Genomic DNA, 21,742 nt, shown 5'->3' on the forward strand with positions numbered 1-21,742 from the left:
CCGGTCCTGCCGATAGTGCCCGGGGTGCCCGAGCGCCGCAGCCACGACTACGTCCGCGCCGCCACCACCACCCTCTTCGCCGCTTTGGAAGTCGCCACGGGGAAGGTGATCGGCTCACTGCGCCGCAGGCACCGTGCGGCCGAGTTCAAACAGTTCCTGACCAAGCTCGACCGCGAGGTCCCGGCCGGTCTTCAGGTGCATCTGATCCTGGACAACTACGCCACCCACAAGACCCCGGCCATCAAGCAGTGGCTGCTGACCCACCCCCGGTTCCACCTGCACTTCACCCCCACCAGCTCCTCCTGGCTGAACCTGGTGGAGCGGTGGTTCGCCGAGCTGACGAACAAGAAGCTCAAACGCGGCGTCCACCGCTCCGTCCAGGCCCTCGAACGCGACATCCGAACATGGCTCACCGACTGGAACACCAACCCCAGACCGTTCGTCTGGACCAAGACCGCCGACGAGATCCTCAACAAAGTCGCCGCCTACTGCCAACGAATCTCCGACTCAGGTCACTAGGGCACGTCGTTTGGATCTTCGTGGGTCGGTGAGCGGCGTCCGGTGCGTCCAGATGCAAGGCGGAGGATCGCCCTCGTACTGGGCGTACTCGGGCGACTCCGACAACGCAGCAGATGGGCGGGCCGGGCGTCGCGAGCCCGCGAAGATCCAAACGACGTGCCCTAACCGCCGAGCAGACCACCGAGCAGACCGCCCAGCAGCCCGCCCGATTCCTCGTCCCCTCCGCCGCCGTCCGACCCGCCGCTGCCCTCGGTGCTTCCGCCGTCCGACGCCCCGCCCTCGTCCCCGCTCGGGCTGGGCGAGGGCGACTGCGAACCCCCCTCGGAGGAGCCGCCGTCGGACGAGCCGCCGTCCGAACTCCCGCCGTCCGCACTGCCACCGTCGGAAGAACCACCGTCGGAAGAACCGCCGTCCGAGCCGCCGCCTGCCGCGCCTTCCGAAGGCGAGGACGGGTCCTCCGCGGGCGGTGCGGAGGGAGACGGGGGCGAACCCGGCACGTCTTCGCCGTCTCCGCCCTCTGCCCTGTCGTCGTTCGAGCCGTCGCTGTTCGCGGGGCCGGGAGCGGCGCCCTTGCCGAACTCACCGCCAGGAGGCGGGCCGGTGCCGTCCATGAGCCTCGGCGGGACAGCAACGCCGGTCGAGGAGGGGAAGGGCGACATCTCGCCGCGCTGCTGGCCCGAACTCGCCGCGCCCACGACGAAGGCCAGGGTCCCGAGCATCATGGCCACCACGAGTGCGAGCACGGTTCCCCTGCCGCGCCTCACCCCCCGTGGACGGCCCGCCTCGTCGCGCTGCACCAGGACCGGCTGGGGAGTGCGGCCGACGATCCGCCACGACGACCTGATCCTCCCCTGCGGCCGGTACCCCTCGAAGGCCGCGTCGACCTCGTCCGCCGCGGCGAGCACACACGAGCAAGGCGACGTTCCGTCGGGCTGCACCTGCGCCCCGCACCCGGAGCACTCCTGTATTGCCACGGGCCGTCCTCCTCGATGGAGCGGCTGTCGCGCCGCTGGGCGAGAGCCTTCCGGTCAGAACGGGCTCATGCGGACGCTGTCCCAGGCGTCGCGACATTCCCCCGAGTGCCGTCCCGCACGCCCCCGTCGACGCGCGGTTGTCCGTGCCGACGGTAGCCGAATTCGACGGCATGCACGGCAATTTCAGGTGCCGGGCGGAAGACAGCGGCGAAATTGTGCAGTTGGATTAGCAGAATTCGACCGGCGCCCATGTCTACTGACGGGTCAGTCGATCACCGGCGCCCCGGTGCGGCCGGGCAGGCCCGGCGTTGAGGGCCCGTGACCTCCGGAAGATCATGATTTCCCTCCCCGGTGCAATCCGTACTCGGCTCACCCCGGCGGGGCCCGCCGGGACGGAACGGGCACGGCCGCGCCGCCCACTCGGCCGTCGATCATGAAGTGAACACATTCCGGCCAGCGGGACGTGGAAACCTCGCACTCTGGCCGGAATTGCGCCGTACCAGATCCGAATTCCCGCAAAGAGAGAAGGAAATCCGGGGGTGCTGAGGAGCAGACGGGCCGGCGCCCCGGTGACCGGGAATCCGTGACCGGCGTGGAGGACGGCGCCGAGGCGTCCGCCGTCCTCCAGGCGGCCTCGCTTCCTGCGGAGAGACGCCCAGGACCGCGCTGTATCCGGCGTATCCGTCACAACTGCGGTGTGCGCCGGCGCCATCACTGCTACGAAGGAGTGGATGCGTGCCGACCAGCGACTCCGCCACCGGGTCCTCACCGAGGAGAAGGGCGCTCGGCTGTGTTCGGCGCTGCTGACGGACCGCCGCTGCCGGTGCCGCTCGCTGGGCGTGCCCCGGTGAGGATCGGCTCCCGTCCGGAGGCGGTGACGGATGCCTGGGGACTGCTGTCGCCCTGCACTCCCCGCTGCGTCACGGCACCGCCCGGGTCGGTGCCGCGCGGTTCGGCTGCCCGTCCTCCGGTGAGCACGGTGCTCCGCCGGTACGCGGGCCTCGCCGCGTCTGTCGGAGGAGCGCTGGCGGCCGGGACGCGGCTCGCGGAACCGCCGACACTGCGGCGGCACGCGCAGGCCGTACTCGATGCGCTCGGCGTCCGCCTGGACGCGGCAGGACCCCTTCGCGTGCCGGGAACGGCAGCCGGGACGCTGATCGTCGCGAACCACATCTCCTGGCTCGACGTCGTCGCCGCGCTGGCAGTCGAGCCCGTGCCTCTGATCGCCAAGCGGGAGGTCGCCGGCTGGCCGGTCGTCGGAACGCTCACCCGCCGAACCGGCAGCCGGTTCATCGACCGCGGAGCAGTACGCCGACTGCCGGAGACCGTGGCGGAGTTGGCCTCGCATCTGCGCGACGGCGAGTCGATGATGGTCTTCCCGCAGGCCGCCACCTGGTGCACCGCGCCGGGAGGGCCGTTCCGGAGGGCCACATTCCAGGCGGCGATGGACGCGGGGGCACCGGTACGGCCTCTCGCCATCGACTTCACGCAGGGAGGCGAGCACAGCACCGCGGCTTCGTACGTGGGAAACGACACGCTCGTGGCCTCACTTCGCCGCGTGGCCACCACCGGCGGGCTCACCGCGCTCGTACGGCCGTGTCCCCCGCTGTGGCCCGACGGGCACGACCGCCGCTCGCTGGCCGCGGCCGCGCACGCATCGGTGTGCGAAGCGGTGGGGCGTCCGGCAGACACGGGTCACGGCCTCCACCCCGCCGGAGCGGCCGTGCTGCCGCCTCATCAGCCGGGGACCGGCACGCAACAGGCCACGGTCGCGGAGGAGCCGGACGGTTCCGGCCTCCATGCGTAGGGGCGGCCCGGCGACGGACCGGATCAGAGATCCGGAAATCTCGAGTTCACCGGCCGCACGACGCCCGGCGTAGCCGCCAGCGACCCGAAACCCAGCCAGCCACAGCCACAGCCACAGCCACAGCCACAGGGTCAGGCGCACCCGCCCTGTGCCGCACGTCAACCGCGCGTCCGGCCCGCTCGTCAGCGCACGGCGCGGGGCGACGCCGCCGGCTCCACCGCCTTCGGTCCGTGGCGCGGGCGCGGGCGCCACAGGCCGAAGGCCCCCTGCGACACGCCTCGCAGGGGGCCTTCGGCATCGGTCACGCCCCGCCGGGCGCCCAAGGGCAGGTCCGGCGGAACTGTCGCGTCGCGTGGGGCCGTTCAGGCTTGGCCGGCGGCCTGGTCGGCCGGTCCCGGCCAGTAGGCGGGGCAGGCACCGGCGGGCTGACGACTGGTCTCCATCGGAGCGTCGACAAGGTCGGCGGCAACCGGGAAGGCACCGCTCGGCGGGTGGACGACGGCCTCCGCGGCTTCCGGTGAGCTCGGGAGCGTGATCGCCGTCTCCACCTCACCTTCTGCGTACTGTCCGTCCGGCGTGCCGGGGAACAGGTCGCGGAACGCGACCGCTCCGCCGTACTCACCGATCATCCGCTGCGAGTTCTCCTTCGCGAACCGGACGCCCGCCTCCCGCATCGACGTCCCGGCCTGCGCGGCCCGGCCCATCAGGTCCCGGACGAGCGGGCGCATCTGCGAGGACAGCCGGGTGCAGGCCCCCGCGGGGCTGACGACCTCGCCGAGGATGACCCACCAGGCTCCGGCCGCGGCACCCGTGTTGGCGATGAAGTCCGGGACCACGGTGACCCCGCGCTCCAGCAGACGCTGCTCGGCCTCGGGGGTGGTGGGCACGTTGGCCGCCTCCACCACGAGCTTGCCGCGGATCTGGTCGCAGTTGTCCGCTGTGATCGAGTAGGAGACGGCGGCGGGCACCAGTACGTCGACGTCCTGGCTCAGCCAGGAGTCACCGGGGCGTTCCACGTCGTCCTCGCGCAGCACGGAGCGGTCGATGACGCCGCTCGCGCTCCGCGCGGACAGCAGGAGTTCGACGTCGAGGCCACGCGAGGTGTTGAGGATCAGACCCTGGGCGTCCGTCACGCCGACGATCTTCACCCCGGCACGCGCGAGGTAGAGCGCCGTGGACCCGCCCATCGCACCGAACCCCTGCACGACGGCGCGCGCCGTCTCAGCGGGAATGCGCTGGTGCTCCAGGGCGGCCAGGGCGGACTCCGCCACACCGAAGCCGCCGATCAGCTCGGACAGCAGCAGACCGTCCGTCCGTGTGGTGAACGCCTGGTGGATACGTGCGCGGACCTCGGCCTCGTCCGGCGAACGGACCACGGCGGCGTGGAAGGAGGTCTCACCGATCCCGACCTTCGCGAAGGCCCGGTCGAGCTGCTCCTGTTGCGTGCCGAGGTCGCCCGCGGTCACCCAGAAGCGCTCCAGCAGCGGGCGGACGGCCTCCAGGAAGCGCTCCCGCACCTCTTCGGCCCGCGGGTCCGCGGAATCGAAGTCGATACCGCCCTTGGCGCCACCGACGTGAATTCCGAAAGCGCCCATCTTCAGCGTCATTTCGCGGGCGAGTTCACCGACCTCGCCGATTGTGCACCCGGGGCGCATACGCAGGCCGCCCGTGGCGATACCCGTCACCAACTGGTCGATGACGACGAAACCCCGAGCGGGCGTCAGGGAATCGCGCCAGGTGACCTGCAGAAAAGGTTCATGCTCAAGAACCTGCAATGGTGTTTCGACAGCAATTTGCGTCACTTGGCACTCACCCTTTCCACTCACTGATAGGCACTTGCTCTCACGTGCGGACTCGCACGCGCCCAGGCCCGGAGACCGGCCGTCGAGGCCGGATGTCCAGGTGACTGGCGGATTTTCGCCGCTGATTCAGGTCGGCTGCGCGCACAGGCGAGCAGCCGACGGCCATACGGGCAGGACGAATTCGCCCTCTGGGCACACTTGTGGTGGCCCTCGGAGGGCGCGAGGAGAAGTTGTTCCGGGAATTACGCAGAGAACGTATCCGGTTGCGTTGTGCGTAGCGCCTACTGTGAGGTCGCGCTTCATCCCTTGTCAAGGCATCTCTTGGGTCGGTTCCCGCACCGGTTTCCACGCCCCCGGCCGACAAATTCGAACACAAGGAAAATGCAGCTCAGGGGGGTCGGCCGAACGACCGCCCATGGAACTGACGGGTAGTCAGTTCCGTCCTGGTCATCGCGCGCCGGGGCCCCCGCCGGCTCCGAGCATTCTCTGTTCGAGCGCGCCGTCCGGCAGCCCCCTGCAGCGGGAAGCCGCGTCCGGGAACGCGCCCCCGGACGCACCGGGGGTCTACGGGCTGCCCAGCCGGCCGCGGGTGGCGACCAGCAGGACGAGGGCCGCGGCCGTGGAGCTGAGCAGGAAGGCGTGTGCGGCGTAGCCGTCGGGCAGCGCCGGGAACATCTCGGCCCAGGCGATCGAGAAGTAGTTGTTGACACCGGTGTGCAACAGCATGACCAGCGGCAGGCTCTCACCCGTGCGGTTGAACGCCCAGGTCATGACGTAGCTGAACGCGGTCGTGGTGGCGACGAACTCCACCGGCTCGATCCAGGTCACGTGCGGCCCCCCGCCCCACTCGGTCAGGAACAGCGGCAGATGCCACGCGCCCCACAGGGGGCCGACGACGAGGCTGCCCAGGGCGGGGCCGTAGCGGCGCTGCAGTCGGGGCATGGCGAACTCCCGCCAGCCGGGCTCCTCGGCGAGGCCGGTGGTGACCATCTGCAGCAGCAGTCCGGGCAGGTACGCGGCCAGCACCGCGGCACCCGGGAGGGCGGGTCCGGTCCCGGCCAGTGCGACGGAGGCGAGGGTGAGCGCGGCCGGCACGGAGACGAGCACCAGGGCGTACCAGTGCCAGCCGACCCGCCATCTGGCCAGCCGCCCGGACCACGCGCGCAGTCCGGGGCGGCCCTCGGTGATCGCCGTGACCAGGAAGGCCGACAGGATCGGGCCGAGGTAGGCGCCCGGCAGGACACCCAGGAGCTGGGTGGTGCCCGCGACCGGGGGAAAGCCGAAGTGCCAGACGCCCAGGCCGTTCTCGGACAGGACGTACGGCGTCCAGGCCACCCAGCTCATGGTGAAGGCCAGCGAGAAGAACCAGGTCAGGGGGTGGCGCCGGATGCTTTCCCGTAGTCCGGCGCGCTCTTCCGGACCGGTACGGACCGTTCGGTGGTCGGTTTTGCTCCGTGGGGCTCGGGTCGTCACTGCGGTGTCCCTTCGTGCGGTCGGCGTGACGGGTCGAGCACATCAGCGCCGGGCTGTGCGGTCATTGCCGTGCGCGACCGAAGCGGCGGTACAGCAGGCTGTACCTGGGACGGTCGGACAGTGGTCCGGGCGCGGCGATCCGGGCGGACGGACGGACAGCTGACGCTGTACGGGACATGGCGGGGCCCCGGCCGGAACGCCCGGTCGGGGCCCTCGTGCTGACGGTGTGCCGTGTCCCCCGTCCGTCCTCCCTCGTACGGTGCGGCGGAGGCGGTTCCGCGACGGACGCGCGGCGGCTCGGCGAGAGATGCGGCGGCGGCGTTTTACCGGGGCCGCCTCAGGCGGCCGACGATCAGGATCCCACCGCAGACCGCCGTGACCGCCCCGCAGACCAAATGCACCTTGGCGTCCGCACCGACGAACGAGGCGACGGTGTTGGCGACCGCGCCGGCCACCAGGACGGTCCAGAGCAGCGTGCGGAGGACCTGCCCGCGGGAGACACCCGGTGCCGCGGTACCCCTCGGGTCGGCCGGCTCGGTGAGGGGGCGGGGGCCGGTGTTCGTCATGGTGTTTCCTCCACGGGTTCGCGGTTCCGGTCCGGCTGTCGGTCACCGACGCTACGGAGCGGAGCTCTCGGCGGCGATCCCGCACGCCGCCCGGCGCGAGGTACAGCAGGCTGTACTTTCCCCGTCTCCGGCGGCGGCGGACCGCCGGGCGTCATAAGGTCCTTCGCGAAGGGGAGGGCGGATGACCACCGGACAGGGAACTGCGGCCGTCGACCGGGGTGCCGGTCTCAGAGACACCGTCGTGCGGACCGCAGGCGCCGCAGCCGCCGCGGTGGGGCAGCTCGTGGGAGGGCTCGGCACGGCCTTTCTGGCGTTCCTCGTGCTGCTCTGCCTGACCGTCGCAGCTGTGACGTCGCCGGCGGGCGTCGGCCTGCTCCTGGCGCCTGCCGTGCTGCGCGCTCTGCACGCCCTCGCCGGGCGGGAACGCGCCCGCCTCGCCCGCTGGGGGCCGGAACTTGCCGCGCCGGAGCACCAGCCGACGCGGCTCCGGCTCGCCGTCGTCGACCCCGCCACCCGGCGGGAACTGCGCTGGCTGGTCCGGCACGCGACCCTGGGGCTCCTGCTGGGCCTGTGCGGCGTCGTCCTGCCGGTCGCGGCCGTCCGCGACACGTCGTTCCCGCTGTGGTGGCGGCTCGCGCCGGAGGACGCGACGAGTACGTCGCTGGGGTTCGGCACCGCCCATTCGTGGCCGGACGCCCTCGCTGTGGCTCTGCTGGGTCTGGGCTGGATCAGCATCGTCCTCGGCCTCACCCCCGGCATGGCGCGGCTGCAGGCGCGTCCCGGACGACGGCTCCTCACGGCCGGCGCCGAAGCGGACCTGTCCCTGCGCGTCGCCGAACTCGCCGCCACCCGCGCCGCCGCGCTGGACGCCCACGCCGCAGAGCTGCGCCGGATCGAGCGCTCCCTGCACGACGGCGCACAGAACCGGCTCGTCACGGTCACGGTGCTGCTCGGCGCCGCCCGACGCATGGCGGCCCGCGACCCCGCCGGCGCCGACGAACTGCTGGAGCGCGCCCAGTCGGCCGCCGAACAGGCACTGGCCGAACTCCGTACCGTCGCCCGAGGCATCCTGCCTCCCGTCCTGGCGGACCGCGGCCTGGCCGGTGCGCTGGCGGGACTGGCCGCGAACTGCGCCGTGCCGTGCCGGATCGACGTGGACGTGCCGGAGCGGTGCGCCGCGTCCGTCGAGGCGACCGCGTACTTCGTCCTGGCCGAGAGCCTCACCAACGTCGCGAAGCACAGCGGCGCCCGGCATGCCGCCGTGACGGTCCGCAGCCGCGGCGGACGGCTGCGCCTGCGCATCGAGGACGACGGGCGGGGAGGCGCCGGGTGCACCTCCCCGGGCGAAGCCCCGGGGGACCCCCCGGGGGAAGAGGACGGCGGTTCCGGACTCACCGGCATCCGCCGGCGGATCGCGGCGCACGACGGAGACTTCTCCCTGACCAGTCCCCCCGGCGGGCCGACGACACTCGAGGTGCAGCTGCCATGCGGATCGTGATGGCCGAGGACGACCCGCTGCTGCGCGAGGGTCTCGCCCTGCTGCTGCGCGCGGAGTCCCTCGACGTGGTGGCCACCGCGGGCACCGCCGAGGAGGCGCTGGCCGCCATCGACGCACACGAGCCGGACGTCGCGGTCCTCGACGTCCGGATGCCGCCGACCCACACCGACGAGGGCATCGTCGCGGCGGTCGAGGCCCGCAGGCGGCGGCCCGGTCTGGCCGTGCTCGTGCTGTCCGCGTACGTGGAGCAGACCTTCGCCACGGAACTCCTCACCGGCGGCGTGGCCGGGCTCGGCTATCTGCTCAAGGAACGCGTCGGCCGGGTGGAGGAGTTCATGGACGCACTGCGGCGCGTGGCGGACGGCGGCACCGCCATCGACCCCGAAGTCGTGGCTCAGCTCTTCACCGGTTCCCGGGACAGCAGGCTGGAGAGGCTGAGCCCCCGCGAAGGGGACGTCCTCGCCCTGATGGCGGAGGGCATGGGCAATGCCGCGATCGCCGAGCGGCTCGTCGTCACGGAGGGCGCGGTGCACAAGCACATCCGCAGCATCTTCGCGAAGCTCGACCTGTCCCCCACCGACCGGGTGGACCGCCGCGTGGCCGCCGTACTCCGTTACCTGGAGGGCGTACGGCGGCTGGCGTGAACCCGTCGGCGGCCGGTCCGCAGGGCCCGGCGAGTGACCACTCCCCCTCCGCTTCACATCACCGAGGCTCATTCCTCCGAGGCGGCGGAGGGCCGTACGCAGGTCATGTCCGGCCGGCGGGAAAAGCAGTGGCAGCGGGTCCGCGGCGCTGCTGGGATGGCGCGATGCAGCATGAGCCGTCCGTGGTGGTCGACCGGGGCAGCTACGAGGACGCGGTGACTCCCTGGCAGCAGGACGCCTGGCGGAGCGCCGCCCTCGGCTGGGTGGAGGACCGGCTCGCGGCACGTGGCCTGCGAACCACCGGGGAGCGGGCGGTGAGACTGCGACCGTGGTCCGTCCTGATCCGGGTGTCCGTCGAGGGGCACACGGCCGTCTGGTTCAAGGCGAACCCGCCGGCCGGCGCCTTCGAGAGTGCGCTGAGCGCGGCACTGGCCCGCTGGGTCCCGGAGCACGTGCTGGAGCCGATCGCCGTCGACGCGGAACGCGGCTGGTCCCTGCTGCCCCACGGAGGAGAGCTCTTCAGGAACATGCTCGACCGGGAGGCGGCCGGACCCGCTGCATGGGAAGAGCTCCTCCGGCAGTACGCGGCCATGCAGCTCGCTCTGATCCCGTACGCGCGCGACATCGAACTGCTGGGCGTTCCCAGCGCACGCACCGCGGCACTGCCCGGCGTCTTCGACCGGGTCCTCGCGGAGAACGCGGCGCTGGAGCCTGCCGAGCGGAGACGGCTCGCGGAACTGCGCCCACGTCTCGTGGAGTGGTGCACGGAACTCGCGGCGGCGGGCCTCGCGGACTCCCTCGACCACGCGGACCTGCACGACGGGCAGCTCTTCCACCCGCGGCCGGGGCGGTTCACCTTCTTCGACTGGGGAGACGCCTCCGTCTCCCATCCCTTCTGCAGCCTCCCGGTCCCCGTCGGCAGAGCCTGCGGCCGGTACGGACCTCGCGTGCTGCCACGGCTGCGGGACGCCTACCTGGAGCCGTGGACGGACACGGGCCGGCCGGCGGCGGAACTGCGAAGGGCGGTGAGTCTGGCGTGGCGGCTGGCCGCGCTCGGCCGTGCCTGTTCCTGGGGGCGGGTGTTCCCCGCCGGGACGGCCACCGCCGATGCGGCGGGAGCCGCGCAGAGTGCCCGGTCGCTGCTCGAACTGCTCACCGAACCACCTGTGTAGACGGCTGGTGGGGTGCTGCCCGGCGGCCCCGCCGGGCAGCAGGTCGAGGGAGCGTTCCACGACCCGGCGGCGGTGGAGCGGCGGTTGCCGACGCCCTCGGCGGTGGAGCAGCGGTTGCCGACGGCGTCGGCGAAGGCGCTTCAGTGGTGGCCGTGCCTGCCGAGCGTCTCCACGGGGGTCGCGCCGGGGCGCGTCCACTGCGGCACGGGCCGGCTGGTCGGGCCCCAGGTGGCGACGCCGTCGGCGTCCGAGCGCCAGTACCAGCAGGACTGGCGGCCCTCGGCGGGATACCCCTCGCGGACATCGCCGATCACGGGCCGGCCCGCGGGGTTGTCCTCCCACGCCTCGCCGCGGCCGTAGGGCGTCATGTCGAGCAGGCCGAGGGAGCCGTTGACCGGCTCGTTGCCACGGCCCGTCGTGGAGTAGGTGAGGAACACGCGGTCGCCGTCGCGCAGGAAACAGACGATGTGCCCCATGTCCCCGCCGACCGGCGCCGCCACGTCCCGCACCGAGTACCAGGGCTGGGTGTAACCCATGAACTCGACGAAGGGAGCCACCTCGTCCCACGGGCCCGAGGTCAGGACGGCGAACGAGACGCCCCGGACGTTGAGGTAGACGGCGTCCTTCGCGTGCCAGGCCGTAGTGGTGCAGCCCTCGCACTGCCCCTGGTGCGGCGCGCCGTCGTACCACATGTGCTTGTAGACCACGAGCTCGTCGCGGCCCTGGAACAGGTCCAGGAACGGGACCGGGCCGTCGGGTCCGACGACCTCGGCCGTCCCGTCGAGCTCCACCATCGGCAGCCGGCGGCGGGCGGCGGCGAGGGCGTCGCCCTCGCGGGTGTGTGCCTTCTCGCGGACCAGGAGCTCGTCACGGGCGGTCTGCCAGGTGGCCAGGTCGACGACGGGCGGGCGGCCGGGCAGCGCGGTGGTCGGGTCGTCCGGCGTGCTCGTCATGGTGTCCTCCGTGGTGTCTCGTGCCGGGCAGCTTCGTACGGCGTCCTGCGACGGTCACCGGAAACGACTCGCCACCCGGCCGGAACTCATCGCGGCAGGGAAGGCAGGGGGGCACGCCTCCTCACCCCGGAGGCAGCACGAACAGCAGGCGGGGCCGGTGGCTTGCGGGGTCGCAGCTGTGCGACCCGGCGTACGGGGTCCGGGGGCAGCGGGCGGCCTGCTCGGCCCGAGCGGGCGTGCGTCCGGCCCCGGAACGGTCCGCGCGTACGTCCGTGGTCGAACATGCTCCGGCCCGGTCCCGGCCGGTCCGGCGAACCGTCCTTGGCTCAGAGGGAGTTGTCGTCCGCGGGGACGAGGGGGGTGCTGTCCCGGCCGACCAGGAACGCCGGCCGAGTGGGATGGGCGGGGGCGTTCCCGATCCTGTTGTAGGTGATGAGCAGCAGGCAACGGCGCTCGTCGGACAGGTTGTTGGACGAGGAGTGGACGATGCTCGGGTGGAAGGCGACGGCGGTGCCGGCACTGCCGGTGAGGCGCTTCACCCCGAGGGCGCTCGCCAGTTCGTCGGCGATGTCGTCGGGCACCGTGTACTCCAGCTTGGCCGACACGTGGTCGTGCCAGTCGTGGCTGTGCTGCTCGGCGCGTGTCCCGTCCTCGAAGATCCCGCCGTGCTGGCTGCCCGGAATCACCTCGAGCGGACCGTTCTCGTCGGTGACGTCGTCCAGGAAGATCGCGATGTTGACGGCGTCGGGGGCGGCCATCCCGTCCTCGTGGTGCCAGAACGCGAAGTCCTGGTGCCACGGCCATGCGGCGCCCTCGTGCGCCTGCTTCATGTTGACCTTGAACTGATAGACGTAGACGGGGCCGCCCAGGAGCTGTTCCGCGAATCCGACCAGGGCGGGCAGGCGCACCAGCCGGGCGCACACCTCGTCGAAATCGTGGCAGCCGTGCAGTGCCCGCACGGCCGACGAGCCCTCCTCGTGCACGACTTCGGGGCGCCGCTGAGCGCTGATGCCGTCGATTCGGTCGACCAGCTTCTTCAGGTCGGTATCGCTCAGGATGTGGGGCAGCGGCAGCCAACCGTCCCTGCCGTAACGCACTTTGGTACCGAGCAGGGGTACGGAAACAGACATGGTGGGCTCATTCCTCGCGAGTGATCGGACGGTCAGGCCGTTCCTTCGAGGCGGGCTGCGAGACTGCGCGGTCGCATGTCCTGCCAGTTGTCCTCGACGTACTCCAGGCACGAGGCGCGGTCCGCCGCCCCGAAACCGACGGTCCACCCCTCGGGCACCTCTGCGAACCCGGGCCACAGCGAGTGCTGACCCTCGTGGTTGACCAGAACGAGGAAGGAACTGCCGGAATCTTCGAACGGATTGGGCACTGCACACTCCCTTGACGGCGGACAACGGTTTCCGGCGTCACCTCGGCTGCAACGGCCCGGGGCATGGCTGAGGAATTCGGTGACGAATTCGCTCGGCCCCGCTCGGGTTTCTGCTCGACGGGCCGGACGGTGCGCACCGACGGTTCTGCGGCATCACGCTAAAGCGAGCCGTGAAATTCTGGCAACCTGCAGAGTCGATATGCGCTAGATCCCGGCTCGAATTTCCACGGAACCCCTGAATTACCCGCTCCGTCGCGGCTGTCGGCCACGGACCCGGGGCAGCGCCGTACCGCTGCGGCCCGGTGGCGGCGGACCGCGCAGCGGGGCCGCCCCGCACGCGGGGCGGCCCCGGGACTGCCGCGGAGTCAGCTCGCCGAGTAGGGCGCGAGTTCCGCCGCGAGGTCCTCCTCCACCTTGGCGCGGACCCGGGTGCCCTCTTCCTCGTGGGCCTCGCTGATCAGTTCGCCCTCCTCGTGGACACGGGCCACGAGGTGCCCGTGCGTGTAGGGGATCACCACCTCGACCTCGATGTCCGGGTGCGGCAGCGCCTCCTCGACCCGGACCAGCAGCTCCTCGACCCCTTCCCCGGTACGTGCGGAGACCGCGACGGCGGAGGGCTCGGCCTCGGCCAGGCGGTCCAGCACGTCCCTCGGAGCGGCGTCGGCCTTGTTGACCACCAGGAGCTCCGGGACGCCGGCACCGCCGATCTCACCGATGACTGTGCGCACCGCTTCGATCTGCGCCTCGGGGTCGGGGTGCGTGCCGTCCACGACGTGCAGGATCAGGTCCGCCTCGGCGACCTCCTCCAGGGTGGAACGGAACGCGTCCACCAGCTGGTGGGGCAGGTGGCGCACGAAACCGACGGTGTCGGCCAGGGTGTAGGAGCGGCCGCTCTGGGTCTGGGTGCGCCGCACGGTGGGGTCGAGGGTGGCGAACAGGGCGTTCTGTACGAGGGCGTCGGCACCGGTGAGGCGGTTGAGGAGTGAGGATTTGCCGGCGTTGGTGTAGCCGGCCAGTGCGACGGCGGGAACCTTGTTGCGCTTGCGTTCCTGGCGCTTGAGGTCACGTCCCGCCTTCATGCCGTCGAGTTCACGGCGCAGCTTGGAGACCTTCTCGCGCAGCCGCCGCCGGTCCGTCTCGATCTTCGTCTCACCGGGGCCGCGGGTGGCCATGCCGCCGCCGCCACCGCTGCCGCCGGACTGCCGGGACAGCGACTGTCCCCAGCCGCGCAGCCGCGGAAGCATGTACTGCATCTGGGCCAGTTCGACCTGTGCCTTGCCCTCCCTGGAGGTGGCGCGCTGGGCGAAGATGTCCAGGATCAGCGCCGTCCGGTCGACGATCTTGACCTTGACGACCTCCTCGAGACGGACCAGCTGGGAGGGGCTCAGCTCGCCGTCGCAGACCACTGTGTCGGCTGCGTGGTCCAGCACGAGTTCACGCAGTTCCTGTGCCTTGCCGGAGCCGATGTACGTGGCCGGGTCGGGCTTGTCCCGGCGCTGGATGACGCCGTCGAGCACCAGGGCACCCGCCGACTCCGCGAGCGCCGCCAGCTCCGCCATGGAGCTCTCCGCGTCCTCGAGCGTGCCGGACGTCCAGGCCCCCACGAGGACGACGCGCTCCAGGCGAACCTGACGCTGGTCGACCTCGGAGACGTCCTGCAACTCGGTGGACAGCGCGGCGACATGGTGCAGGCCTGTCTCCTGCGTGGGGTCGATCGCGTCTGCGGTACCGAGGGGGCGCTGAGCGGATGTCATGCGCTTCCTTCCGTGGGAGTGCGGCTGCCCCGGGCCTGCGGCTCAGGGCGATGTGGCGTGACCTTCAAGCTTGACAGCGGCGCCTCGAAGAGTCCTCGGAAGCGACTCGAACTGTCCCGGTGCGACAGATGCCCGACAGTGCGGCGAACCGCGTGCCGGGGGGACGGCGCCGACTGGACGGAGGCCCGTTGCCCGACGGGCGTCGGTACCAGTCCGGCACCGGGTCGGCACCAGGCCGCGAAGGTCCGGGAAAGCGGCCCGCGTCAGGCCGCGTAGAGGTCGAAGGTCGAGATCGGCTTGGGACCGGCGAAGACGTCGAGCGCAGGATCGACCGCGAGCATGGCCTGGTGCAGGCGCTGCAGCTGCGGGGAGGGCTCGACCCCCAGCTCCTCGATGAGGCGCGTCCGCAGCTTCCGGTACGTCTCCAGGGCGGAGGCCTGCCGCCCGGAGCGGTACAGCGCCACCATCGCCTGGGAGTGCACTCCCTCGTGCTGAGGGTGGCGGGCGGTCAGTTCGGTGAGTTCCGCGATGAGTTCGGTGTGCCGTCCCAGCCGCAGATCGGCGTCGATCCGCCGCTCCACGGTGACCAGGCGGCTCTCCTCGAGGCGCATCACCTCGATCTCCAGGATGGGGCCGACGCGTACGTCCACGAGGGCGGGTCCGCCCCACAGGTCGAGAGCCGCGCGGAACCTGCGGGCGGCGAGCCCGCTGTCACCGTCGGCGTACGCCGCCTGCCCCTGCGCCGCCATCCGCTCGTACTGGTGCACGTCGACGCACGCCTCGTCGGCCTGGAGCAGATAGCCGCCGTGTCTGGTGGCGAGCACGTCCTTGGGTCTGTGCGGGCCGTCGCTGCCCATCGCGGTGCCGAGCCGTCTGCGGAGCTGCAGGATGTAGGTCTGAAGGGTGGTCAGCGCACTCTGCGGCGGACTGGTTCCCCAGAGTTCTTCCATGAGCACGGGTACGGGCACCACGCGGCCCGGGTAGAGCGAGAGGAGCGACAGAATCTGCCGCGGCTTTCCCGCCGTCGGAACGATCGATTCCCCGTCGACCTCGGCAGTCAGCGGACCCAGAACCTGAATCTTCACGGTCTCCTCCGTACCCTGTCCGTGCCGCGGAGCTCGTCCGTACCTCGTCGAGCTGCTCCTGGTGACCGGCCCGTCGCCGCATCGCACGCTACTGGGCGCTCCGGCGGATTCTCCATGTGCTCGAGGAAAGCTGAAGCAACTCTCGACCCCGCCGGAACACGGAGTGGAACAACCCCCCTGACGACGTCCTGACGAATGCTAGAAGAACACTCGCGCCCCGGCGGACGGCCCTGTACTTGCGGAGTACGCGGACTACCGTCGAAAACGCCCTGCCGGACTTCGGCCGAACGACGCCGGACCCGGCCCCGCCTTCCGGACGGAGTCACGATGGATTTCGTCGGTCCCGCCTTGCTCCGGACGAACACGCCGGACCTGCTGCCGGACGGGACAACGGAGTTCGCCCAGTCCCTTCCGGCAGGGAACGCCCGACTGCCGTGCCTCAGCCGGCAGTCGGGGCACGGACGAACCCCCACCCCGCACGCACCGGCGTACGCCCCGGAGGCGGAGCGGTCCGGCGAGCTGGACGGACCGGTCCGCCCAGCAGGCCGCACGTTCCGCCGTACACCTCGAAATTCCTCGGAGAGGCCCGGTCACCACACCTCACGAGTCTTGCTGGAATGCCGATCGAGTATCGCCTGGAGAAGGCTGTGAAGTTCAGAGTCCTGGGTCCCACCGAGTTGTACGACAACGTCAATCAGCGGCGCGTCCCCCTCAACAGCCAGAAGCAGCGCACGCTCCTGGGCGCGCTGATCGTGAAGTACGGCTCCGTCGTCTCCGCCGAGAAACTGGGCGAGGAGGTCTGGGGCGAGCTCAGCCCCCGGAAGTCCGCCAACGCCCTGCAGGCCCAGGTCTACCGGCTGCGCCGCCTGATGGAACAGCTCGACCAGGAGGGCGGCCACGGCCAGCAGCGGCTCATCACCCGCGAGTCCGGCTACGGACTGCGCGCCGAACCGGACCAGATCGACAGCGAGCTGTTCGTCCAGACCGTGGACCGCGCTCGCCGGATGGCCGACAAGGACCTCGTGCTCGCCGAGAAGACGATCCGCGGCGCGCTGCGCCTGTGGCGCGGCCCCGCGCTGCAGGGCAGTCAGGGCCCCATCTGCTCCGCGGGGGCGGCGATGCTGGAGGAGTCCCGGTTCAGCGCGCTCGAGTTGCTCTACGACATCTCGCTGCGGGCTCAGATGCACCAGAACGTCATCGCGGAGCTGGAGGAGCTGACCATCAGCCACCCGCTGCGCGAGCGCTACTACGAGCAGCTCATGGTGGCGCTGTACCGGTCGGGCCATCAGGCGCAGGCCCTCGGCGTGTACGAGCGGGCCCGTCGTCATCTGGCGGACACCCTCGGCATCAACCCCGTCCCGGCGCTGAGCAAGAGGATGCGTCAGATACTGGCGCACGCACCGGAGTTGCTCGACCCGCACACCGCCACGGCGGCCGAGGACCGGGGACCGCAGCAGGTCACCCTGCGGTCCGGCGGGCAACCGCTCGGTGCACCGTCCGTACCGCCGCAGGCCCGGCGGAAGCCCGCGTTGGCACCGCAGCGGCCCGTCCGGGCGCAGGGAGCCACGGCACCGGCCGCCAACCAGGCGCGCCCGGAGGCCGCGTCGCTCGACGGAGAGCTGCGGCAGCTGCGTTCCCTGGTGCAGAAGCTCACCGCGCAGCAGCAGGCGCTGGTCTCCACGGTGCGCCACCTCTCCAGCCAGCTGGAGACAGCCATCAAGTCGAACGACGCGCGCACTCCGGTGCACGCCGCCGGTGTCCCGCAGGGCCGGGCCCACATCCGTGCGGTGCACCCCGAACATCAGGCGCTCCCGTAACGTCCGCTCCTGCGCAGGCACTTGTGCCGGACCCGGTGCCGGTCACCACGCCGGAACACTGTGACGGACGGCCTGCCTCCGCCCGGCGTCGCCGGGCGGAGGCAGCCGTCATGCCGGGCTGTTCTCGGTGGCGCTCTCTGCCGGCTTCTCCGCGGCGGCAGCGGCCGCTTCCGCCGCCGCCGCACGGTCCGCGCGCAGCAGCAGCGCCCCGGCGATCCAGCCGCCGAGCAGCACCGCTGCGGCTCCGATGAGCTGGCTGGCCGTCAGGGCACTGGTGAAGGAGTCCCGTACGTCGGCGAGCAGGGCCTGCGAACCACCCGCCGCCTCGACGGCCTGCGGGTAGGACTCTCCGGCGGCCGCCCCGAGCCGGTCGGGCACGGCCTGGGAGAAGACGGCCACCAGGACCGCACCGAGCACGCCGACGCCGAGACCGCTGCCGAGCTCCTGAAGGGTGTTGTTGACGCCCGACCCGGTGCTGGCCCGCTCCGGCGGGATGGAACTCATCAGGGCGTTGGCGACCAGCGGCCCGGAGATGCCCGCCCCGCCGCCGAGCAGCAACAGCCCCGCCACGAGGACCAGATAGCCGTTGTCGGGGGCGAGGGCCACCGTGGTCAGACCCGCCGCCGACGCGCTGACGCCCAGAGCCACGCCCTTGCCGATGCCGAGCGCCTTCAGCACGCGGGGGCTGAGCACGACGCTGCTGAACAGCACGCCCACGGCCATGGGGATGAGCTGCGCGCCGGCCTCCAGCGGGTCGTAGCCGCGGAGGAACTGCAGGTCCTGCGTGAGCAGGAAGAGCGAACCGGCCATCCCGAAGGCGGTCAGGATGCCGCCGAACACGGCGCCCCGGAACTTGGGGTTCTTGAACATCGCCATGTCCAGCATCGGGTCCTGGACCCGCCGTTCCCACCAGACGAACGTCACGCCGACGGCGATGCCGAGCAGCCCCGCCGTCAGGGTCTTCGGGGCGAGCCAGCCCTCGCGCGGGATGGTGATGACCGCCCACACCAGGGAGACCACGGCGACGGTGCTCAGCAGGGCGCCGAGCAGGTCCGGGCGGGAGTGTCCGGGGTCCTTGGACTCGCGCAGCAGGACGGCCATGGCGACCAGGCCCACCACGGCGACGGGCACGTTGATCAGGAAGGTCGACCCCCACCAGAAGTGGTCGAGGAGGAACCCGCCGACGACCGGCCCGAGAGCCATGCCCACCGACGAGACGGCCGCCCAGATGCCGATGGCCCGGGGGCGTTCCTCGTCGTCGAAGGTGCGCACGAGCACCGCGAGGGTGCCGGGCATCAGGAAGGCCGCGCCGATGCCCATGAGCACCCGGGCGGCGATGAGCACTTCGGGCGAACCCGCCAGAGCACCCATCAGGGAGCCCCCTCCGAACACCAACAGCCCGAGCAGCAGGGCGCGTTTGCGCCCGAGCCGGTCCGAGAGTCCGCCCGCAGTGATGAGCAGCCCGGACAGGACCAGGGTGTACGCGTTGAGCGTCCACTGGATCTCGGCGGTGCTCGCGCCGAGCTGCTCGGTGATGGAGGGGATCGCGACGTTCAGGATCGTGTTGTCGAGCACGATCACGAACAGGGACGAGCAGAGCACGGCGAGGATCCACCAGCGGCGGGGATCGCGCGCCTGCGCGGTTGCCGCTGACGACTGTTCTGACATGGATGATCTCCTGAGCGGGGTCTGGGACGTTGCGTTGCTCACGAACCTGACTGCCCGTCACATCGACCTCCCCGGCGCACAGCGATGCCACGCCCCGACGCGAGCGCGTCAAGGACACCGACGGCAGGAGTACGCGGCTCCGAACGGAGCGGCAGGAGGGGGAACGGCTCGCCTGCGAGGTCGCTGGACGGCCCGGCACCGGGAAGGTGCGAGCCTGTCAGGCGCGGCGGCGGGGAGCCGGTCGAGAAGTGAGGGCAGCGCCCGCAGACTCAATAGATCATGCGATCAAGCCTTCCACTTGTCCTGGTCACTCGTCAACCCGACGCCCTGGTGAGGGAGTTGTCCGACGGGGAAGAGCCGTGCGGAGCGCGGTCCACGACGTGGCACCACTCGTGCCGGTCCGCGGTCTCCCCGCGGTGCACGGAGGCGAGCAGCGCCGAGAGACGCCCGGCGACCGGTCCCGGCGCACCGTCGCCCACGGTCCACTCCTCGCCGTCCCTGCCCAGGACCCGCCCGACGGACGTGACGCGGGCCGCGGTGCCGCAGGCGAACACCTCGGTGATCCGTCCCGCTGCGCAGCCGTCGCGCCAGTCGTCCAGCGACACGGGCGCCTCGGTGACCCGCATGCCCAGGTCGCCGGCGAGCGCGATGAGGGTGTCGCGGGTGACGCCGGGCAGGATGGTGCCGGTGAGCGGCGGCGTGACCAGTTCGGCCCGCTCGCCCTCGCCGTGCACGAAGAAGAGGTTCATGCCGCCGAGTTCCTCGACCCAGCGGCGCTCGACCGCGTCCAGCCACACGACCTGGTCGGCGCCCCGCCCGGCCGCCTCCTCCTGCGCGAGATAGCTGCCCGCGTAGTTGCCGCCGCACTTGGCCGCGCCGGTGCCGCCGGGCGTGGCCCGTACGTACTCCTCGCTCACCGCCACGGTGACCGCCCGCGACTCGCTGCCGAAGAAATTCCCGGTCGGGAAGGCGAGCAGCAGGAACAGGTAGGAGCGGGCCGGACGCAGCGCGAGGTGCGGCTCGTCGGCGAACAGCACCGGGCGCAGGTAGAGGCTCCGGTCGTCGCCCTCGGGCACCCAGTCCATGTCCTGGCGGACGAGAACTTCGACGGCGGCGACGAACAGCTCGGGCGGCAGCGGCGGCGCGGCCATGCGCCGCGCGGACGCGTTGAGCCGCCGTGCGTGGTCCCAGGGGCGGAACACCGCTGCCCGGTCGTCCGATCTGCGGTGCGCCTTGAAACCTTCGAAGACGCTCTGCCCGTAGTGCAGTCCGACCGCCGCCGGGCTCAGCTCCAGCGGTGCGAAGGGGCCGAGCACCGCCTCGTGCCAGCCTTCCTCGGGACTCCAGCGCGCCGTGACCATGTGGTCGGTGAACACCTCCCCGAAGGGCGGTGCTGCCAGCAGCTCACGGCGGCGGCCGGCCGGGACGGGCCGCGGGTGCGGGCGCACGGCCACCGTGGGGCGTGTCGTGCCCCCGGTGGCGCGGCGCCCGTCTTCGGTGCGGCTCGCTCCCGTCATCAGCGGTGCGCGAGGAAGAGACGGCCGGTGGGGAAGGCCAGCGTGACGGCACGGACGTCGGAGAAGCCCGCCGCGCGCAGCCGCTCGACCCACTGCTCCTCCGTCTGCAGCCGACGGCGCATGAACTCGCCGTGGTAGTAGGACACGGCGGCGCTGAAGCGGCGCTCACGGTCGTTGCGCAGGTACGGCACGGCGTCGGTGATCGCGAGGAAGCCGCCCGGCGCGAGGGACTCCCGGCACTTCGCCAGCACCTCGTCGCAGACGTCCTCCTCCTCGGGGAGCATGTCGTGGAAGACGAAGCCGGCGTGGATGACGTCGGCGTCCTTGAGCATCTGCGGGTCGGTGGCGACGGACTGGATGGAACGTTCCAGCACGGTGAGCCGTTCGCTCATCCCCGCCTGTGCCACGGCCAGTTCGGCGGCGCGGCAGGCGTCGGCAGCGAAGTCGAGCCCGACACCGGTGGAACCGGGGACCGCGTCGAGCACCTCGATCAGGAGCCGGCAGGTGCCCGCGCCGAGGTCGACGACCTTGCGGGGCTTGGCGTCGATGATGGTGTCGAGGGCGGCGGGATAGAAGGCGTGCGACCCCATCCACTGGGAGCTGACCGCCACTTCCCGGAAGTCGCGCAGGTGGGTGCGGGACGCCTTCTCCCAGTCGGTGAAGAACTCACGGGCGTGCTCGATGAACGGCCGGTTGGCGTTCATCGTCCAGGAGATGTAGCCGGCCTGGTGGCACACGGTCGCGAAGTCCGGGCAGGCACGGTAGCGGCCCTCGCCCTCGCGGATCGCGATGCCGGCCGACTCCAGTGCGTCGAGGTAGCGCACCAGCGCCGCCTCGGGCAGGTCGAGTTCCGCCGCGACGGCACCGGTCTCGAGGGGGCTGTCGGAGTCGAGGTGGGCGACCACGCCGAGCCTGTCACCCATCTCGAGAAGGGCGGCGGCCGCAGCGAGGTCCGGGGCCGGACCGCTGGCGGCGATGCCGGTCGCCAGGTGCTTCTCCGCGATGTCGTGGGATGCCATGCACGTCTCCAATTCCCTTGCGGGTGCTGCGCCGCCGGGTGGCGGCGCGTGCTTCTCGTGGACTGTAGGAGGGCCCCTTGACGCCGGCCTGACGGC

Annotated in this window: 18 protein-coding genes; 6 read left to right on the plus strand and 12 right to left on the minus strand. The window is 71.7% G+C overall.

Features of this window, described 5'->3' with window-relative positions; all coding sequences use genetic code 11:
* Positions 1–519: IS630 family transposase (locus ACFPA8_RS20135; RefSeq protein ID WP_386450498.1), on the plus strand; the 519-nt coding region annotated here is incomplete at its 5' end.
* A gap of 161 nt (positions 520–680) precedes the next feature.
* Here the strand turns inward: ACFPA8_RS20135 and ACFPA8_RS20140 are convergent.
* Positions 681–1,493: a hypothetical protein gene (locus ACFPA8_RS20140; RefSeq protein ID WP_386450500.1), complete on the minus strand. Its 813-nt coding sequence runs from the start codon at positions 1,491–1,493 to the stop codon at positions 681–683.
* Between the two features lie 970 nt (positions 1,494–2,463).
* On the opposite strand from ACFPA8_RS20140, the gene ACFPA8_RS20145 reads away from it, so the two are divergent.
* The gene (locus ACFPA8_RS20145) at positions 2,464–3,300 is read left to right on the plus strand and encodes a lysophospholipid acyltransferase family protein (RefSeq protein WP_386450501.1); all 837 of its coding nucleotides are present in this window, start codon (positions 2,464–2,466) and stop codon (positions 3,298–3,300) included.
* Positions 3,301–3,662: 362 nt separating this feature from the next.
* On the opposite strand, the gene ACFPA8_RS20150 is transcribed toward ACFPA8_RS20145, so the two are convergent.
* The 3 genes from ACFPA8_RS20150 to ACFPA8_RS20160 form a co-directional block, all read right to left on the minus strand.
* Positions 3,663–5,102: a Glu/Leu/Phe/Val dehydrogenase dimerization domain-containing protein gene (locus ACFPA8_RS20150; protein WP_386450503.1), complete on the minus strand. Its 1,440-nt coding sequence runs from the start codon at positions 5,100–5,102 to the stop codon at positions 3,663–3,665.
* A 564-nt stretch (positions 5,103–5,666) separates the two neighbouring features.
* On the minus strand, positions 5,667–6,575 hold the full coding sequence (locus ACFPA8_RS20155) for a CPBP family intramembrane glutamic endopeptidase (protein ID WP_386450504.1): 909 nt from the start codon (positions 6,573–6,575) through the stop codon (positions 5,667–5,669).
* A 323-nt stretch (positions 6,576–6,898) separates the two neighbouring features.
* A complete protein-coding gene (locus tag ACFPA8_RS20160; RefSeq protein ID WP_386450506.1) occupies positions 6,899–7,141 on the minus strand; it encodes a hypothetical protein in 243 nt (80 codons plus the stop codon).
* 181 nt (positions 7,142–7,322) lie between these two features.
* Between ACFPA8_RS20160 and ACFPA8_RS20165 the strand changes: the two genes are divergently transcribed.
* The 3 genes from ACFPA8_RS20165 (at position 7,323) to ACFPA8_RS20175 (ending at position 10,455) form a co-directional block, all read left to right on the plus strand.
* Entirely contained in the window at positions 7,323–8,639 is a 1,317-nt protein-coding gene (locus tag ACFPA8_RS20165; RefSeq protein ID WP_386450508.1) for a sensor histidine kinase, read from the plus strand.
* Positions 8,627–9,283 carry a response regulator transcription factor gene (locus tag ACFPA8_RS20170; RefSeq protein WP_386450510.1) on the plus strand — a complete coding sequence of 219 codons (657 nt, stop codon included), beginning with the start codon at positions 8,627–8,629 and terminating at the stop codon, positions 9,281–9,283. Before ACFPA8_RS20165 ends, ACFPA8_RS20170 begins: the two co-directional genes overlap by 13 nt.
* 164 nt (positions 9,284–9,447) lie before the next feature.
* Positions 9,448–10,455 (plus strand): phosphotransferase, encoded by a 1,008-nt coding sequence (locus tag ACFPA8_RS20175; protein ID WP_386450512.1) that lies wholly within the window; start codon positions 9,448–9,450, stop codon positions 10,453–10,455.
* Positions 10,456–10,595: 140 nt separating this feature from the next.
* Here ACFPA8_RS20175 and ACFPA8_RS20180 read toward each other — a convergent pair whose 3' ends face one another.
* The 5 genes from ACFPA8_RS20180 to ACFPA8_RS20200 form a co-directional block, all read right to left on the minus strand.
* Positions 10,596–11,408 carry a DUF899 domain-containing protein gene (locus ACFPA8_RS20180; protein ID WP_386450514.1) on the minus strand — a complete coding sequence of 271 codons (813 nt, stop codon included), beginning with the start codon at positions 11,406–11,408 and terminating at the stop codon, positions 10,596–10,598.
* Between the two features lie 326 nt (positions 11,409–11,734).
* Positions 11,735–12,538, minus strand: a complete 804-nt coding sequence (locus ACFPA8_RS20185) for a phytanoyl-CoA dioxygenase family protein (protein ID WP_386450516.1) — start codon at positions 12,536–12,538, stop codon at positions 11,735–11,737.
* 32 nt (positions 12,539–12,570) lie between these two features.
* Complete coding sequence (locus tag ACFPA8_RS20190) at positions 12,571–12,786, minus strand: MbtH family protein (RefSeq protein ID WP_386450518.1); 216 nt, start codon at positions 12,784–12,786, stop codon at positions 12,571–12,573.
* Positions 12,787–13,151: 365 nt separating this feature from the next.
* Complete coding sequence (gene hflX / locus ACFPA8_RS20195; protein WP_386450520.1) at positions 13,152–14,540, minus strand: GTPase HflX; 1,389 nt, start codon at positions 14,538–14,540, stop codon at positions 13,152–13,154.
* A gap of 263 nt (positions 14,541–14,803) precedes the next feature.
* Positions 14,804–15,625 (minus strand): AfsR/SARP family transcriptional regulator, encoded by an 822-nt coding sequence (locus ACFPA8_RS20200; protein WP_386450522.1) that lies wholly within the window; start codon positions 15,623–15,625, stop codon positions 14,804–14,806.
* Between the two features lie 617 nt (positions 15,626–16,242).
* Between ACFPA8_RS20200 and ACFPA8_RS20205 the strand changes: the two genes are divergently transcribed.
* Entirely contained in the window at positions 16,243–17,442 is a 1,200-nt protein-coding gene (locus ACFPA8_RS20205) for an AfsR/SARP family transcriptional regulator (RefSeq protein ID WP_386450524.1), read from the plus strand.
* A gap of 108 nt (positions 17,443–17,550) precedes the next feature.
* Here the strand turns inward: ACFPA8_RS20205 and ACFPA8_RS20210 are convergent, their stop codons facing one another.
* The 3 genes from ACFPA8_RS20210 to ACFPA8_RS20220 all read right to left on the minus strand — a co-directional run bounded on the left by ACFPA8_RS20210 (position 17,551) and on the right by ACFPA8_RS20220 (position 21,646).
* Positions 17,551–19,110 (minus strand): MFS transporter, encoded by a 1,560-nt coding sequence (locus tag ACFPA8_RS20210; protein WP_386450526.1) that lies wholly within the window; start codon positions 19,108–19,110, stop codon positions 17,551–17,553.
* A 314-nt stretch (positions 19,111–19,424) separates the two neighbouring features.
* Positions 19,425–20,627 carry a branched-chain amino acid aminotransferase gene (locus tag ACFPA8_RS20215; protein ID WP_386450528.1) on the minus strand — a complete coding sequence of 401 codons (1,203 nt, stop codon included), beginning with the start codon at positions 20,625–20,627 and terminating at the stop codon, positions 19,425–19,427.
* Positions 20,627–21,646, minus strand: a complete 1,020-nt coding sequence (locus ACFPA8_RS20220; RefSeq protein ID WP_386450530.1) for a methyltransferase — start codon at positions 21,644–21,646, stop codon at positions 20,627–20,629. Before ACFPA8_RS20220 ends, ACFPA8_RS20215 begins: the two co-directional genes overlap by 1 nt.
* Positions 21,647–21,742 lie beyond the last annotated feature (96 nt).

The sequence above is a fragment of the Streptomyces ovatisporus genome, from assembly GCF_042653885.1.
Taxonomy (GTDB): domain Bacteria; phylum Actinomycetota; class Actinomycetes; order Streptomycetales; family Streptomycetaceae; genus Streptomyces; species Streptomyces ovatisporus.